This window comes from Variovorax sp. GW460-12-1-14-LB1 (assembly GCF_059423605.1).
In genome coordinates this window covers 1-13,879 of the sequence record NZ_JBWKYF010000024.1, presented here as the reverse complement: position 1 = coordinate 13,879, position 13,879 = coordinate 1, and the positions used below count along the sequence as shown (strand labels likewise).

Genomic DNA, 13,879 nt, shown 5'->3' with positions numbered 1-13,879 from the left:
ACCGGGCTCCATCCAGAGAGGCACTGACAGCATTCCGACAGCATCCGCCCGGCAGGATGCGGGCTTCCATCCAAAAAACACTGGAGACAAGCCATGTCCGACCGCTTCCCCACCGACGCCCCCCTGAGCCGCCGCCACTGGCTCCAAGCCGGCGGCGCCCTCACCCTCGGCGGCCTGCTGCCTTCGATGGCCTGCGCGCAGGACGCCTGGCCCAGCAAGTCGATCCGTTTCGTCGTGCCCTTCGCACCGGGCGGCAGCTCGGAGATCGTGGCGCGTTCCACCGCCGCCGAGCTGTCGCGCACGCTGGGCCAGAGCGTGTTCGTGGACAACAAGCCCGGCGCGGCCGGCAACATCGCCATGAGCGAAGTGGCGCGCGCCACCGACCAGCACACGCTGATCCTCGGCCACATCGGCACGCTGGCCGTGAACCCCTACATCTTCGCCAAGCTGCCCTACGACGCGAACAAGGACTTCAAGCCCGTGAGCCTGCTGGCCAAGGTGCCCAGCCTGTACGTGGTGCACCCCGACGTGCCGGCGAAGAATCTCAAGGAATTCATCGCCTACGCCAAGAGCAAGCCCGGCAAGCTGAGCTACGGCTCGGCCGGCAACGGCAGCGCCGGTCACCTGGCCTTCGAGTACCTGAAGATGACCGCCGACGTGTTCATGCTGCACGTGCCCTACCGCGGCACCGGCCCGATGGTGACCGATCTGCTCTCGGGCCGGCTCGACGCCTCGGCCATCGGCGCGGCGGCGATCATTCCGTTCATCAAGGCCGGCAAGGTGCGCTGCATCGCCACCGGCTCGGCCAAGCGCCTCGCCCAACTGCCCGACGTGCCGACCGTGGCCGAGCAAGGCTTCCCCGGCTTCGAAATGACGCAGTGGTACGGCATGCTCGCGCCGGCCAGCATCACGCCCGCGCAGATGACCAAGCTGTCGGCCGAAACCATGAAGGCCGTGAAGTCGCCCGACTCGATGCAGCGCCTCACGGCCGATGCGGCCGAGGCCGTGGGCGGCACGCCGGAGCAGTTCGCGCAGTTCATCACCGCAGAACAGAACCGCTGGCAAAAGGTCATCGCCCGGGCAAACATCAAGCCTGATTGACCGGTACAGGCCCTAGCATCGGCGCCATGCGCATCCTGCTGGCCGAAGACGAACACACCCTGGGCACCTGGCTCTGCAAGGCGCTGGAGCATGCGGGCATCCAGGTCGAATGGGTGGACGACGGCCGGCTGGCCGACCGGGCCTTGCAGCAGCGCGACCACGACGCGCTGGTGCTCGACCTGGGCCTGCCCGGCATGGACGGCCACACGGTGCTGCAGCGGCTGCGCGAACGCGACCAGCGGCTGCCGGCACTGATCCTCACGGCGCGCGATTCGCTGGACGAGCGTGTCGCCTCCCTCAACGCAGGCGCCGACGACTTCCTCGCCAAGCCCTTCGCGCTGGCCGAACTCGAAGCGCGGCTGCATGCGCTGGTGCGCCGCGCGCGCGGCGTGGAGCATCCGCGCCTGGCCTGCGGGCCGCTGGTGTACGACGGCGCGCGCCGGCAGTTCACGCTGGGCGGCGAGGCGCTTGCGCTGTCGCCGCGCGAACAGGCCGTGCTGCGCGCGCTGGTGCAGCGCAGCGGCGAGCCGCTGTCGAAGCAGCAGATCCTCGACCGCGTGTTCTCCGACGACGACGAGGTGCACCTCGAAGCCATCGAGGTGCTGGTGTACCGGCTGCGCAAGCGGCTCGATGGCAGCGGCGTGCGCATCGTCACGCTGCGCGGCCTGGGCTACGTGCTGGAAGCGGATTGAGTGAGCGCGCTGCGCCGCTTCACCGACCGCCTGCGCCGCACCAGCCTGTGGCAGCGGCTCGCGCTGCTGCTGTTCCCCGCCCTGCTGCTGGTGACGGGCATCGAGCTGTGGATGACACGGCACGACGCGCTGGCCGCCGCCAACGCGGCCTACGACCGCTCGCTGCTCGGCGCGCTCAAATCGATCGACGCGAACATCTCCACGGCCTCGGGCGGGCTGTCGGTCGAGCTGCCGTACACGATGTTCGAGTTCTTCGAGCTCACGGCCAGCGGGCAGGTGTTCTTTCGCGTCGCGACCTCCGACGGGCTGGTGGAGCTGGGCAGCGCCGACCTGCCCGCGCCGCCCGTCGAGCCGGCGATGGGCGTGCCGGCCTTCTACGACGCCACCTACTTCGGCGAGGCCGTGCGGCTCGCGGCCTACCGGCGCGACCTGGACAGCGCGCCGGCCGGCAGCACCGGGCGCAGCGTGCTGATCCAGGTCGGCGAGAGCACGCGCTCGCGCCAGGAGTTCACGAGCCGCTTCGTGCGCAGCGCCGCGCTGCGCGACGGGCTGATCCTCGCGATGCTGCTGTGCGGCACCGCGCTGGCGCTGGCGGCGGCGCTGCGCCCGCTGTCGCGGCTGGCGCGCGAGGTGCAGGCACGCACGCCCGACGACCTCACGCGCATCGCCGAGACCGACCTGCCCGCCGAGGTGCGCCCGCTGGTCGCCGCCGTGAACCAGCAGATGGCGCGCACGCAGGAACTGGTGGCGCAGCAGCGGCAGTTTCTGGACGACGCCTCGCACCAGCTGCGCACGCACCTGACCACGCTGCAGATGCAGGCCGACTACGCGCGCCGCGAGGACGACCCCGCGCAGGTGCGCGCCGCGCTCGACGCGCTCGGCGCCGAGATCGGCCGTGCCACGCGCAGCGCGCAGCAGCTGCTGGCGCTGGGCCGCAGCGACACCGTGGCCGTGGCACCCGCCGAATTCGACACCGCCGAGCTGCTGCGCGAGGTGGCGGTCGACCTGCTGCCGCTGGCGCGCGCCAAGCGCATCGACCTGGGCATCCATGCGCCCTCGCCCGAGCTGCACGCGGTGGGCGACCGCGGCCTGCTGCGCGAGGCGCTGAGCAACCTCGTGGCCAACGCCATCGCCTACACGCCGGCGGCCGGCACCATCACGCTCTTCGCGGCCGGCGATGCCGCGGGCTGGAGCCTCAACGTGGAGGACGACGGCCCCGGCCTGAGCGAGGACGAGCGCGCCACCTTGGGCCAGCGCTTCCGGCGCGGCACGCGCGCGGACCAGGGCGGCTTCGGGCTCGGCCTGGCGATCGTGCGTTCCATCGCGCAACGGCACCGTGGCGATTTGCGGCTCGAAGCGCGCGGCGCGGGGCCGGGCCTGCATGCCATCATCTGGTGGCCCCGGCCTGCGGGGTGAACCGCTGCCCTCCTTCCCTTCAATGTCACGCCCCTTCGCTCTCACCCGTCGCCATGTGCTGCGCGCGCTGTCCGCGTGGCTCGCGCCTGTCGCGCTGCAGGCGACGGCGGCCGCGGGCGATGTGTCCGAGGGCCCGGCGGAATGCGTGATTCCCGCCAAGGCCGGCGGCGGCTTCGCGCTGACCTGCGCCCTCGCACGCGATGCGCTGCAGGCCGTGCGCCCCGCGCGCACGCCGCTTGCGCAGCGCTACCTGCCGGGCGGCATCGGCGCGGTGGCCTTCGACCGCATCGCGAGCGGCCAGCTCGGCGGGCCGGGCACGCTGGTCGCGTTCTCGAGCGGCTCGCTGCTCAACCTCGCGCAGGGCCGCTTCGGGCCGCACCCGCCCTCGGCCGTGCGCTGGATCGCCACGCTGGGCACCGACTACGGCGTGGTCGCCGTGCACCGCGACTCGCCCTACCGGCGTTTGCAGGACCTGATCGCCGCGCTGCGCCAGGACCCATCGCGCGTGGTCTTCGGCGCGGGCGGCACGGTCGGCAGCCAGGACTGGGTGAAGGCCGCACTGCTGGTGCGCGCGGCCGGCGGCGCACCGAAGGCGATGCGCTTCGTGTCCTTCGAAGGCGGCGGCGATGCGCTGGGCGCGCTGCAGGGCAAGCACGTCGACGCGTTCCCCGGCGACGCCGCCGAGGCGCTGCAGGCCATCGCCGGCGGCGCGCCGCTGCGCCTGCTCGCGGTGCTGTCCGAAGCGCGGCTGGGCGGTGCGCTCACGGGCGTGCCCACCGCGCGCGAGCAAGGCGCGGACATCGTCTGGCCGACCGTGCGCGGCGTCTACCTGAGCGCCAACGTGCCCGACGCCGCCGTGCGCGCCTGGACCGCCGCGTTCGCCGAGGCCACGGCCGCGCCGGGCTATGCGGCGCTGCGCGAACGGCACGGCCTTTATCCTTTCGCGCTCACCGGCGCCGCGCTCGATGACTACGTGAAGGCGCGCATCAAGGCCTACCAGGCGCTCGCCGACGAGCTCGGCCTGCGGCGCTGGAAGCCTTGACCTCATCCAATCTCCATGACCGAAGACGACATCACCCAACACCTCATCGACATGCTCGGCGGCGGCCATTTCGAAGTGGCCGACGACAACACCTTCTTCTTCCACGGCGCGGACAACAAGTTCCCCTTCGCCACGATCGTGACGAAGGACAACGACTTCGACAGCGCCTCGAAGCTGAACCGGCCCGGCGTGTTCCGCCTGAACGTCGGCGTGGGCAAGGAGACCTTTCGCGCGCTGTTCGGCGAGCAGCCACCAGTCGACATCGACTACACCGCGCTCGACCGGCTGATGCCGCACCCGGTGTACGCCAGGATGCACTGGGTGAGCGTGATCAACCCGAGCGCCGCGACCTTCGAGACCGTGAAGCCGCTGCTGGCGGAGGCGCGCAACCTGCTGATCGCGCGAGACAAGAGTGCGTAGACCGGCCCTGGCACCCGACCACATGAAACGCATACAATCCATATACGTTTCATACAGAGGTGGCCCATGGGCATCGTCAAGATTTCAGACCTGATGCACGAGAACCTGCGCGTGGCGGGCAACGCCCTCAGCCGGTCGATCAATGCGCAGGCAGAGCACTGGATGCGGGTCGGCATGCTGACCGAGATGCATCCCGACCTCGACTACCGGGAGGTCTGCCAACTGCTGATTCAGGCCGAGCTCTCGGGCGGGCTGGACATTGCCGCGACAGTCACTGCGGCGCCCCCCGGCAAGCCCCGCGCCCCCGCGAACGGCAAGCAGCACTGATGGCACACGACGTTCCACTCAAGTCCGCCGAAGAGCTGGTGATGGCGCGACGCGCCGCACAGCTGGCCGCCGAGGTCCTGGCGATGATCGAGCCCCACGTCGTGCCCGGCGTGAGCACCGAAGCGCTCGACCGCCTCTGCCACGCACACATCGTGAAGGTGCAAGGCGCCATTCCCGCCAACGTGGGCTACCTGGGCTATCCGAAGACCATCCTCACCTCGGTGAACCAGGTGGTGTGCCACGGCATTCCCTCGGCCGACAAGATCCTGAAGGCGGGCGACATCGTCAACATCGACGTCGCCGTCAACAAGGACGGCTGGTTCGGCGACACCAGCCGCATGTTCTTCGTCGGTGCGCCCAGCGTGCTGGCGCGCCGGCTGGTGGAGACGACCTACGAAGCCCTGTGCGCCGGCATCCGCCAGGTGAAGCCCGGCGCGACGCTGGGCGACGTCGGCCACGCGATCCAGTCGGTCGCGCAGCGCGAGCACTTCAGCGTGGTGCGCGAATACTGCGGGCACGGCATCGGCCGCATCTACCACGACGAACCGCAGGTGCTGCACTTCGGGCGGCGCGGGGCGGGCCTCGTGCTCGAGCCGGGCATGGTCTTCACCATCGAGCCGATGCTCAACGCGGGCCGCGCCGAAACGAAGCAGCTGGCCGACGGCTGGACCGTCGTGACCAAGGACCGCTCGCTGTCCGCGCAGTGGGAGCACATGGTGGCAGTGACGGCCGACGGCTACGAGGTGCTGACGGCCTGGCCGGGCGGCACGGGCACGTACGCGCCGATCTGATGCGCGGCCCGGCCCCGGGACGATGGCGATTCAGTAGGTCACGGTGACCGTGATCGTGTCGCTGTAGCTGCCCGGCGTCACATTGGTCTGGGCCGGCACCCGCCCATAGACCGGAATGCTGCTGCCGGGGTTGCCGCTGCCGTCGACCGTGTCCGTGCCGACGGTGTTGCCCCAGCGCAGCGAACGCGCGGCATCGCGGTACAGCTCGTACTGGATGTAGTCACCGGTGCCGCCCGCCATGCGCCGCTGGGTTCCCGCCACGTTCACGCCATTGCTCAGTCCCACCTTCCAGGCGGTGCTGGGCGGGCAGGCCATCGTGATGGCGGCCGTGCCGTTGACCGCGGCGCTCAGCGAGCTGGCACTGCCGAAGTCCAGGTCGGTGGCCGCCACGCTGACGGTGCAGGCGTTGGAATAGAGGGCCGTGACCTGCGTGTAGAAGTTCGTCCTGCCGACGTACTTGGCCGAACTCGCGGTGCAGCTGTCGGGCGCGTTGCCGCTCTTCATGCCCCAGACGACCTCGGAGTTGTAGATGTTGGCCTGGTAGCCGCCCGCCGCCAGCGATTGCCCGGACGGCACGCGACCGTACAGCGGGATGTTCAACGCGACGTTGCCGCCGCTGGCCGGCAGCACGAAGGTGCCACCCGCGCTGGCGTAGGTGCCGCCGCCCGGCGGCGGGCCGACGATGCCGCTGCGGGCCGCGTCGGCATAGATGTTGTAGGCCATCTGCGAACCGTTCCAGTTGGTCATGTAGCGCGGGGCGTAGCCGGCGATCTCGTTGCCCTGGGAGACGTACACGCAGTAGCTCAAGAACATGGTCTGGCCGGTGTCGTTCTGGCAGGCGAAGCCGACCGTGGCGGTGGTGTCCGTCGCCGCCGACGCCGTGACGGTGCCGAAGGCGAAGCTGGGCTGGCTGGCGACCCAGCAGCTCGGGTCGGCATGCGCCGCGCCCATGCCCAGCAGGCATGAGAACGCCAGCGCCAGTTTCACGAATCTCAACGTCCACATGTCAACCGCTCTTTCTGCAAACCACCGCCCTCGGGCCGGCGCCAGTCGAACTGCGCCCGGCACACCGCACCGTCGGGCGTGCGCACGGCCAGCGTGTTGCGCACGTCGAGCGTGTCCAGGTACACCCAGCCGTCGTAGCCCACCACCGCACCACCGCCCTCCTGGCCGTTCACCTGCACGCGGCTGCCCAGCGGCAAGGCCTGGCCCTGTGCGTCCATCAATGCCACGTGGGCGGCCCGCACGGGCGTGATGCCGAAATGCGCCCGTGCGCCCGACCGGCCGGCCGGGGTGATGAGGCTCTCGGCGCGCTCGATGCGCACGTCGGCGGGCAGGTCCATCGGGTCGATCGCCAGCTTGTTGTTCTGGTAGGCGTTCACCGGCACGACCAGCAGCAGCCCGCGCGAGTTGGTCTGCCCCACCGGTCGATTCTCGAGCTTCACGGGCACGCCGGCCACGCCGTCGGTGTCCACCACCGCAAAGGCGTCGTCGATGCGCCGCGCGGCCAGCACCCCGCCGCCCATCAGCACCAGCGCACCGCTGGCGCCGGCATAGGCGTAGCGGCTGGCGCGGCCGCCGCCCATCTCGCTCACGCCGGCCTGCACGCGGCCGTAGGGACCCAGGTAGTTGATTTCGGCCTGCCCGCCGCTCGTGCCGCCGCCCGTGCGCGCGGTGGCGCGCCAGCCCCAGCCGCCGTCGCCGAGGGGGGAGTGCTGCGCGCTGACGGTGCCCACCGTGCCCTGGTCGCCGCTGCGCTGCACGCCGGCGCTCACGCTGGTCTGCGCGTCCCACGACCAGCTCAGGCCGACGAAGATGCCGCGGTCACTGCGCTTGTCCAGGTTCTGGTTCATGCCCACCGAAACCGAGGTCGTGCGCCCGATCGAACGGAACCAGTTCACGCTGGCGTAGCGCGACGCGTTCTGCCCGACCGGGCGCAGGTAGAGGTAGCTCACGCTGACGTTGCCCAGGCCGCCCATGTCGTAGCCCACGCTCGCGCTGGCGCTGCCCTTGGCCGGGGCCGCGCCGTAGGCCGTGGCCACGTCGCGGTAGTCGCCCTGGGTCCGCGAGCCGTTCAGGCCCACCGACAGGCGCTCCTGCCGCCACAGGTAGCCCAGGCTGGTCTGCGTGCCGCTGCGGCTGCCGCCCGGGGTGTCGGCGTCGTGCCGGCTGCCTGCGAGCGCCGCCGACAGCGTGCCCGCCGCGCCCAGTTGCCACACGCCTCCGGCGCCGGCCAGCGCCAGGCCGCGCGTCACTTCGCCATGCGCTTCCACCGTGAAGCTGTCGCTGAGGCCGCGGCGCCAGGTGCCGGTCAGCACCGGCTGCTTGCCGTAGTCGAAGGAGCGCAGGCCGTAGTTGCGACGCACCACGCCCAGGTCCACCGTCCAGTCGCTCAGCCCCGGCGCCAGCAGGCGGCTGCTGTCGAAGAGAGAAAAGCTCAGCGTGGCGGCGCGCCCCAGCGCGTCGGTCACCACCACCTGCGCCGTGCCCGTGCTGTTGATGCGCGGCAGCGCGTTGAGCTGGAAAGGCCCCGCCGGCACCTGGCCGCTGTACTGGCGGATGCCGTCGATGAACAGTTCCACGTCCGAAGGCATCGTGGCCGAGCCGATGAAGCTGGGCAGCGGCGCGGTCTGCCGGTAAGGCTGCAGGCCGAAGTCGCGCGACAGCTGGATGCCGCCGATGCGCGTGGCGCGCGACCAGGGCACGGCGCCGGTGAGCGTGTCGCCCACGCGCAGGGTGAGCATCCTGTCGGGGAAGGCCATGCTCCAGGTGCTGTCCATGCGCACGGACTGGTCCTTCCAGCCCTGGGTGTCGTGCGTGCGCTGCATCAGCCAGGTGGTGCTGAGCACGCTGGCGCCGCGGAACGCGCGCAGCTCGCCGAAGGCGCTCAGGCTGGCGCTGCCGCCCCTACCCTGGGTGCCGTAGAGGTCGTAGTTCAGCAGCAGGCCGGTGGAGGTGCTCAGGGGCTGCGCGGTGACGGCCGCCTGCCCCACCGTGGCCGTGGGCAGCTGCAGCATCGCCAGCGGCGCGGTCAGGCTCAGTTGCTGGCGCGCGGCGTCGTAGCCCGCCACCAGCCCGGGCAGGTCGCGCAGGGGCAGCCATTCAGCGCCGTTGTCGGGCAGGGAGAAACTCAGTTCGCGCAGCACCGCGCGGGAGGCCGACAAGGCCCCGGCCTGCAGGCGAAACGGGTGCAGCCCGCGGGCCATGCCGTTGAGGCGGACCTCCAGGTACAGCGTCATGGCCCCCGGCACGGACTGCGCGGCGGGCGCTGCGTGGGCGGGGAGCGTGGTCAGGGCCAGTGCAAACGGAGCCAGCAAGGCCCTCGCAGCGAACCCGGCCCGCTCAGCGCGCCAGCGGCGCGAGGTTGGCGTCCGTCGTTCTGCCATCGATCATGACCTGCCAGCGACCCGCGCCGGCCAGGGCTGCGGGCGACGTCTTCAGCGGCCAGCGCATGGTGGCGCCAGGCAGCACGTAGCCCAGCAAGCCGGTATAGGCGGCGACGGCGCGGCCGTCCGCGCCGGTGAACACGAGGTCCGCCAGCTGGGCATGCACCCCGCCGCTGTTGCTGACCTCCAGCACGGCCTTGCCGTCCTCGCGCCGCAGGCTCCAGCGCAACTGCGCGGGGGCCGGCTCCGCGCCCGCCGGAGACACGAAGATGGGCAGCGAGTGCCGCATCACGAAGTTCAGGTTGCTCTTCTTGCCGTCCGTCGCGGTACCCGCCGCCTGGGGCACGGGCAGCTCATCCACCAGCACGCGGTAGGCCTCTTCCGCCGGGCCCGCGGGCGGCGGGCCGTTGCGGATCACGCGCACCAGTTGCCGCCCGTCGGTGGGCAGCTGCAGCATGGGCGGGCTGACGACCAGTCCGTCCGCCGGCTCCATGCGGTCCTGTCCGTCCACCTGTGTCCAGCGGAACACGCGGATCTGCGCGTCCAGCGGCGCCGTTCCCGTGTTGCTGAGCCAGAGCCCATCGCCCTGCCGGGTCGGCGCCAGGGTCAGGGTGACGGGCGAGACCTGCAGGCCGGCCGCCTGGACCGCACCGCCGCCAAGCAGGCATGCGCCCCACAGTCCGAGGATGGCAAGTGCACGTCTCACGATTCAGTACGGGTACGGGCTCAGTACGTGACCGTCACCGTGACGGTGTCGGCGTAGCTGTCCGGCGTGAAGTTGGCGTTGGTGTTCTTGGCGTAGACCGTGTGCGTGATCGCCGCACCGGTGCCCGTGCCGCCGACCACATTGGCGCCGGTGCCGGTGGTGTTGCCCCACACGGTGCTGTTGCCCGCGTTGGAGTACAGCGCGTAGGGCACCTTGTCGGTGTTGGTGGCCGAGTTGGCGACGGACGACATGGCACCCGTGCCGTCGGTGGTGCCGCCGTTCGTGGACGAAGGCAGCAGGCCGACGGTGTACGGCGTGGTCTTGGAGCAGGTGACCGAGATGGTGTTGTTGCCCGTCTGGTTGGTGGCGGTGGGCTGCACGGTGGTGCCCAGGCTGATGTCGGAGGCGTTGCCGGCCGTCACCGAGCAGCTGCGGACGATGGTCATCTTGACCTGGAAGTTGGCGCTGGCCGTGTCAGCCAAGGCCGAACCGGATGCGAAAACGAAGGTGGCGGTGGCCGCCGCGGCGACTGCGAGCTTGAGCATGAAAGCACTCCAAATGTAATCAATAAGACCTGACAGGTCGGTATTTTGTAATCATTTTGCATACGTTTTGACTACAAAGTGGCGCAAGGATGCCCCACAACCGGCCCGTTTGCCCTCGGATTCACGGCGCCTCGGCTCAAACTTCGTGATCTAGTTCTCGTAACAATTGGAAAACTGTTTGCATTGTTTACATTTCCACCACAGTCACCGTGCCCCTGCCTCGGCGAAATGGAGGCCTTCGGTGCGGTCGGTGGTGGATGGGGAGTGGCCGTAACAAACGCAGGGCCTGCGGCGCCAGAGGCTGACCGGCCTATTCATGCCGATAGGGGCAGCCCGCCGAACAGGCCGTCACAGCCAGCCCCACAGGCGCCCGACCCTCTCCCGAATCTCAGGCCCTCGCTGCCGACACCGGTCGAAAACGGTCGCGGTCAAGGTGAGGCTGGAAGACCGTCTTCATAGCGAAACCGGTAGATTTTCCCGTTGAAATCCATCGCCTCGACGAACTGAGGATGAAGCGCACATCGCTCCGAAAAGATGTCGGCTCCCGACTCGCTCCAGAGAGTTTCTCCGGCCGCTGAGAATCGAGCGATCTCCAGCTCCCCATGCGAAATGAAGGCGCTGTGCCTCTCGTCAAAGTGGATTCCGAAGCAGGTCGCCGAGTCCACCTTGAGCGACCAGACCATCCTGACCGGCTCGAGACTCAGGCACACCACACTGTCTCCCACAGCCAGATAGAGGAGCCCGTCCTTGAAGACAGCCGAGTGCTGATGTACTCCGCTTGCCCCCCCTCCGTTGGAAATCACTGCAACGGGCTCGTCATTCAGCAGGACGCCATGGATCGAGCTGGACTGCGCCCCACCTGCGAGCTGCAGCTCAAGCGGGTAGCGCCGAACGTTGTCAGCCGAACTCAATGAATAAGTCGGCTCGTTGACGATCTGAATGACGCCTGCTGGGCTTGAGAGTTGCATGGGACTGACCCGCTTGAGAATCAGCGTTCGCGGTTGGCGAAGGATTCGCAGTGGATCATGAGATGCTGGCTTGAAGCCGAAGCTGCCAAAGAAGCCAAAGCCTCAGGCCTTGGCCAACCGCCGCCGCACCTTCACCGCCGACGCCAGCCCCTCGAGCACCGGCACCGTCTGCGCGAAGCCGATGCAGGCATCGGTGATCGACACGCCGTGCTTCAGCGGCACACCGGGCTTCAGGTCCTGCCGCCCTTCCTCGAGGTGGCTCTCGATCATGATCCCGGTGATGCGCCGCTCGCCGGCCGCGATCTGCGCGGCCACGTCTTCGGCCACCACGATCTGGCGCTGGTGCTGCTTGCTGCTGTTGCCGTGCGAGACGTCGATCATCACCTGCGGGCGCAGGCCGTTGGCCAGCAGCGCCTCGCAGCTGGACGCGACATCCGCCGCCGAATAGTTGGGCGCCTTGCCGCCGCGCAGGATCACGTGGCAGTCGTCGTTGCCGCGCGTCTCGAAGATCGCCGCCATGCCCATCTTGGTCATGCCCATGAAGGCATGCGGCGCGCGGGCCGCGAGGATGGCGTCGGCCGCCACCTTCACACTGCCGTCGGTGCCGTTCTTGAAACCGACCGGGCAGCTCAGGCCCGAGGCCAGCTGGCGGTGGCTCTGGCTCTCGGTGGTGCGCGCGCCGATGGCGCCCCAGGCGATCAGGTCGGCAATGAACTGCGGGCTCAAGAGGTCGAGGAACTCGGTGCCGGTCGGCAGGCCCAGCGTGGTCAGCTCCAGCAGCAGGCGCCGCGCGCGCTCCAGGCCTTCGTTGATGGCGAAGCTGCCGTCCAGGTGCGGGTCGTTGATATAGCCCTTCCAGCCGACGGTGGTGCGCGGCTTCTCGAAGTAGGCGCGCATCACGATGAGCAGGTCGTCCTGCAGCGAATCGGCCACCTTCTTCAGGCGCTGCGCGTATTCGATGGCCTGGTCGTGGTCGTGGATGGAGCACGGGCCAACCACCACGACCAGCCGGTCGTCGCGGCCGTGCAGCACGTCGGCGATGGCCGCGCGGCTGCCTTCGACCAGCGCCAGCGTGTTGTCGCGCACGGGCACGCGCTCCTGCAGCAGCGCGGGGGTCATGAGAGGGCGCACGGCGCCGATGCGCACGTCGTCGATGCGGGTGGTGTCGAGGGTGCTGTCGCGGGAGCCGACTTCGGCGTCGTGGCGGGGGTCGTCGAGGCGGGACATGATCGTGGGATGCTGTGATGTCGAGGGGGTTGCTTCGATTGTCCCCCAGCGCGCCCTCCTCCCCCGGCTCAGGCGGCCTTCAGGAACACGTCGGGGTCCGTCGCGGCCTGCATCGGCAGCTGGCCTCACAGGACAAAAGCCAGGCGATCACGCCGACGAACGCGACAGCGTCGCCAACTTCTTCCTCGCACTCTGCAAGAGGCCGACCTTCTCGGCGGGCAGCGGCGCCTTCGTATCTCCGGGCTTGATGATCTCGAGCGCCGCGGGTTTCGGCATGAGTGCATCGCGCGGCGTGAGTCCGTTGAACTTCGCGTTCGAGATGACGTGCACCTTCAGGTGACGGTGGATGTTCTTCGAGAGCTTCCGGCAGGCGGCCGCCAGGGTGGCTTCGTCGGGCATCGACTGGCCGTGCACGACGAGCAGCTCCAGGGTGCCGTCTTCGTCCTCTGCGAGCACGAAGGCGCGCACGACCGAGGCCTTGAACTTGCCGCGCAGCATCGCGCGAACCGGCTCGGCCGCGGCGAACGACTTGAGGGCGATGTTGCGCAGTTCGTCGTGGAAGATGAACACGCGGTCGATCGAGAAGGTCTCGGCCTCCTCGGCCTTCGGCTTTTGCTTCTTCAGGATGCCGCTGCTGACGAGGTGCGCCAAGGTGCGTTCCACATCGGCCGTGTCGAGCTTCGAGCGATGGGCCAGCTCGCTGGAAGACAAGGGTTGTTGGGGCGCCGCGTAGGCGACCATCAAGAGCTTTTGCACCTCGGGGGCGAAAAGAAAATCTGCTGCACTCATTTCGCGGTTCTCTAGTTCTCTGCTTCTGTGGGGTTCTCTACAAGCGGGTTGCATTATCGAGAGCGCCCCCGCTTCCCGTGCGATGCGGCTTTCTCCACGGCGTTTTCGCGGCGGATTCCGTCACCGCGCATGGTGCCGGCCTACAGCGGAGCCCGGCACTCACCGGTAAGAACGACTGAACACGACAAGGAGCCTCAGCCATGGACCTGAAACAGACGATCGACAAGATCAAGCAGGTGGATGCGGCGCGCGCCGACTACCCCGGCGAACACTTCGTCGTGCTCGGCGCCGGCGTGCTGCTGTTGCTGGCCGCGGGCCGCAGCCGGTCGTTCCTGATGCGGATCGTCGCGGGCGCCGCCGGCGGCGCGCTGATCGGCCGGGCGGCGAGCGGCACCGGCGGCATCGCGAAGCTGGCCGGCGTGTTGCAGAACGGGGGCCTGGCATGGCCGCGGCGTTGACCCCGCGGGCC

15 protein-coding genes are annotated in these 13,879 nt (G+C 69.5%); 8 read left to right on the top strand and 7 right to left on the bottom strand.

The features are described from left to right. Nucleotides 1–93 precede the first annotated feature (93 nt). From AC07Y4_RS14495 to map, 7 genes are all read left to right on the top strand, one after another. Entirely contained in the window at nt 94–1,101 is a 1,008-nt protein-coding gene (locus AC07Y4_RS14495) for a Bug family tripartite tricarboxylate transporter substrate binding protein (protein ID WP_487847295.1), read from the top strand. A 26-nt stretch (nt 1,102–1,127) separates the two neighbouring features. Beyond that, on the top strand, nt 1,128–1,793 hold the full coding sequence (locus AC07Y4_RS14490; protein ID WP_062482520.1) for a response regulator: 666 nt from the start codon (nt 1,128–1,130) through the stop codon (nt 1,791–1,793). Then, the gene (locus tag AC07Y4_RS14485) at nt 1,794–3,209 is read left to right on the top strand and encodes a sensor histidine kinase (RefSeq protein WP_487847296.1); all 1,416 of its coding nucleotides are present in this window, start codon (nt 1,794–1,796) and stop codon (nt 3,207–3,209) included. Nucleotides 3,210–3,231: 22 nt separating this feature from the next. Then, a complete protein-coding gene (locus tag AC07Y4_RS14480; RefSeq protein WP_487847297.1) occupies nt 3,232–4,251 on the top strand; it encodes a Bug family tripartite tricarboxylate transporter substrate binding protein in 1,020 nt (339 codons plus the stop codon). A gap of 15 nt (nt 4,252–4,266) precedes the next feature. Further along, the gene (locus AC07Y4_RS14475) at nt 4,267–4,671 is read left to right on the top strand and encodes a DUF6194 family protein (RefSeq protein WP_487847298.1); all 405 of its coding nucleotides are present in this window, start codon (nt 4,267–4,269) and stop codon (nt 4,669–4,671) included. A gap of 66 nt (nt 4,672–4,737) precedes the next feature. Beyond that, nucleotides 4,738–4,998, top strand: coding sequence for a ParD-like family protein (locus tag AC07Y4_RS14470; protein WP_062482851.1), 261 nt, complete (start codon nt 4,738–4,740; stop codon nt 4,996–4,998). After that, a complete protein-coding gene (gene map / locus AC07Y4_RS14465) occupies nt 4,998–5,789 on the top strand; it encodes a type I methionyl aminopeptidase (protein WP_070059414.1) in 792 nt (263 codons plus the stop codon). The genes AC07Y4_RS14470 and map overlap by 1 nt, the downstream gene beginning before the upstream one ends. Before the next feature lie 30 nt (nt 5,790–5,819). On the opposite strand, the gene AC07Y4_RS14460 is transcribed toward map, so the two are convergent. From AC07Y4_RS14460 to AC07Y4_RS14430, 7 genes are all read right to left on the bottom strand, one after another. Further along, complete coding sequence (locus AC07Y4_RS14460) at nt 5,820–6,794, bottom strand: Csu type fimbrial protein (protein ID WP_487847299.1); 975 nt, start codon at nt 6,792–6,794, stop codon at nt 5,820–5,822. Beyond that, a complete protein-coding gene (locus AC07Y4_RS14455) occupies nt 6,782–9,106 on the bottom strand; it encodes a fimbria/pilus outer membrane usher protein (RefSeq protein WP_487847300.1) in 2,325 nt (774 codons plus the stop codon). The genes AC07Y4_RS14460 and AC07Y4_RS14455 overlap by 13 nt, the downstream gene beginning before the upstream one ends. Before the next feature lie 25 nt (nt 9,107–9,131). After that, nucleotides 9,132–9,881 (bottom strand): fimbrial biogenesis chaperone, encoded by a 750-nt coding sequence (locus AC07Y4_RS14450; RefSeq protein ID WP_172438275.1) that lies wholly within the window; start codon nt 9,879–9,881, stop codon nt 9,132–9,134. 20 nt (nt 9,882–9,901) lie between these two features. Next, on the bottom strand, nt 9,902–10,426 hold the full coding sequence (locus AC07Y4_RS14445) for a Csu type fimbrial protein (protein ID WP_159272294.1): 525 nt from the start codon (nt 10,424–10,426) through the stop codon (nt 9,902–9,904). Between the two features lie 428 nt (nt 10,427–10,854). After that, a complete protein-coding gene (locus AC07Y4_RS14440) occupies nt 10,855–11,394 on the bottom strand; it encodes a hypothetical protein (protein WP_487847301.1) in 540 nt (179 codons plus the stop codon). Nucleotides 11,395–11,496: 102 nt separating this feature from the next. After that, complete coding sequence (locus AC07Y4_RS14435) at nt 11,497–12,621, bottom strand: 3-deoxy-7-phosphoheptulonate synthase (protein ID WP_487847302.1); 1,125 nt, start codon at nt 12,619–12,621, stop codon at nt 11,497–11,499. Between the two features lie 147 nt (nt 12,622–12,768). Then, nucleotides 12,769–13,410 (bottom strand): hypothetical protein, encoded by a 642-nt coding sequence (locus AC07Y4_RS14430; protein WP_487847303.1) that lies wholly within the window; start codon nt 13,408–13,410, stop codon nt 12,769–12,771. Between the two features lie 200 nt (nt 13,411–13,610). Between AC07Y4_RS14430 and AC07Y4_RS14425 the strand changes: the two genes are divergently transcribed. Then, on the top strand, nt 13,611–13,868 hold the full coding sequence (locus AC07Y4_RS14425) for a hypothetical protein (RefSeq protein ID WP_487847304.1): 258 nt from the start codon (nt 13,611–13,613) through the stop codon (nt 13,866–13,868). Nucleotides 13,869–13,879: the final 11 nt, after the last annotated feature.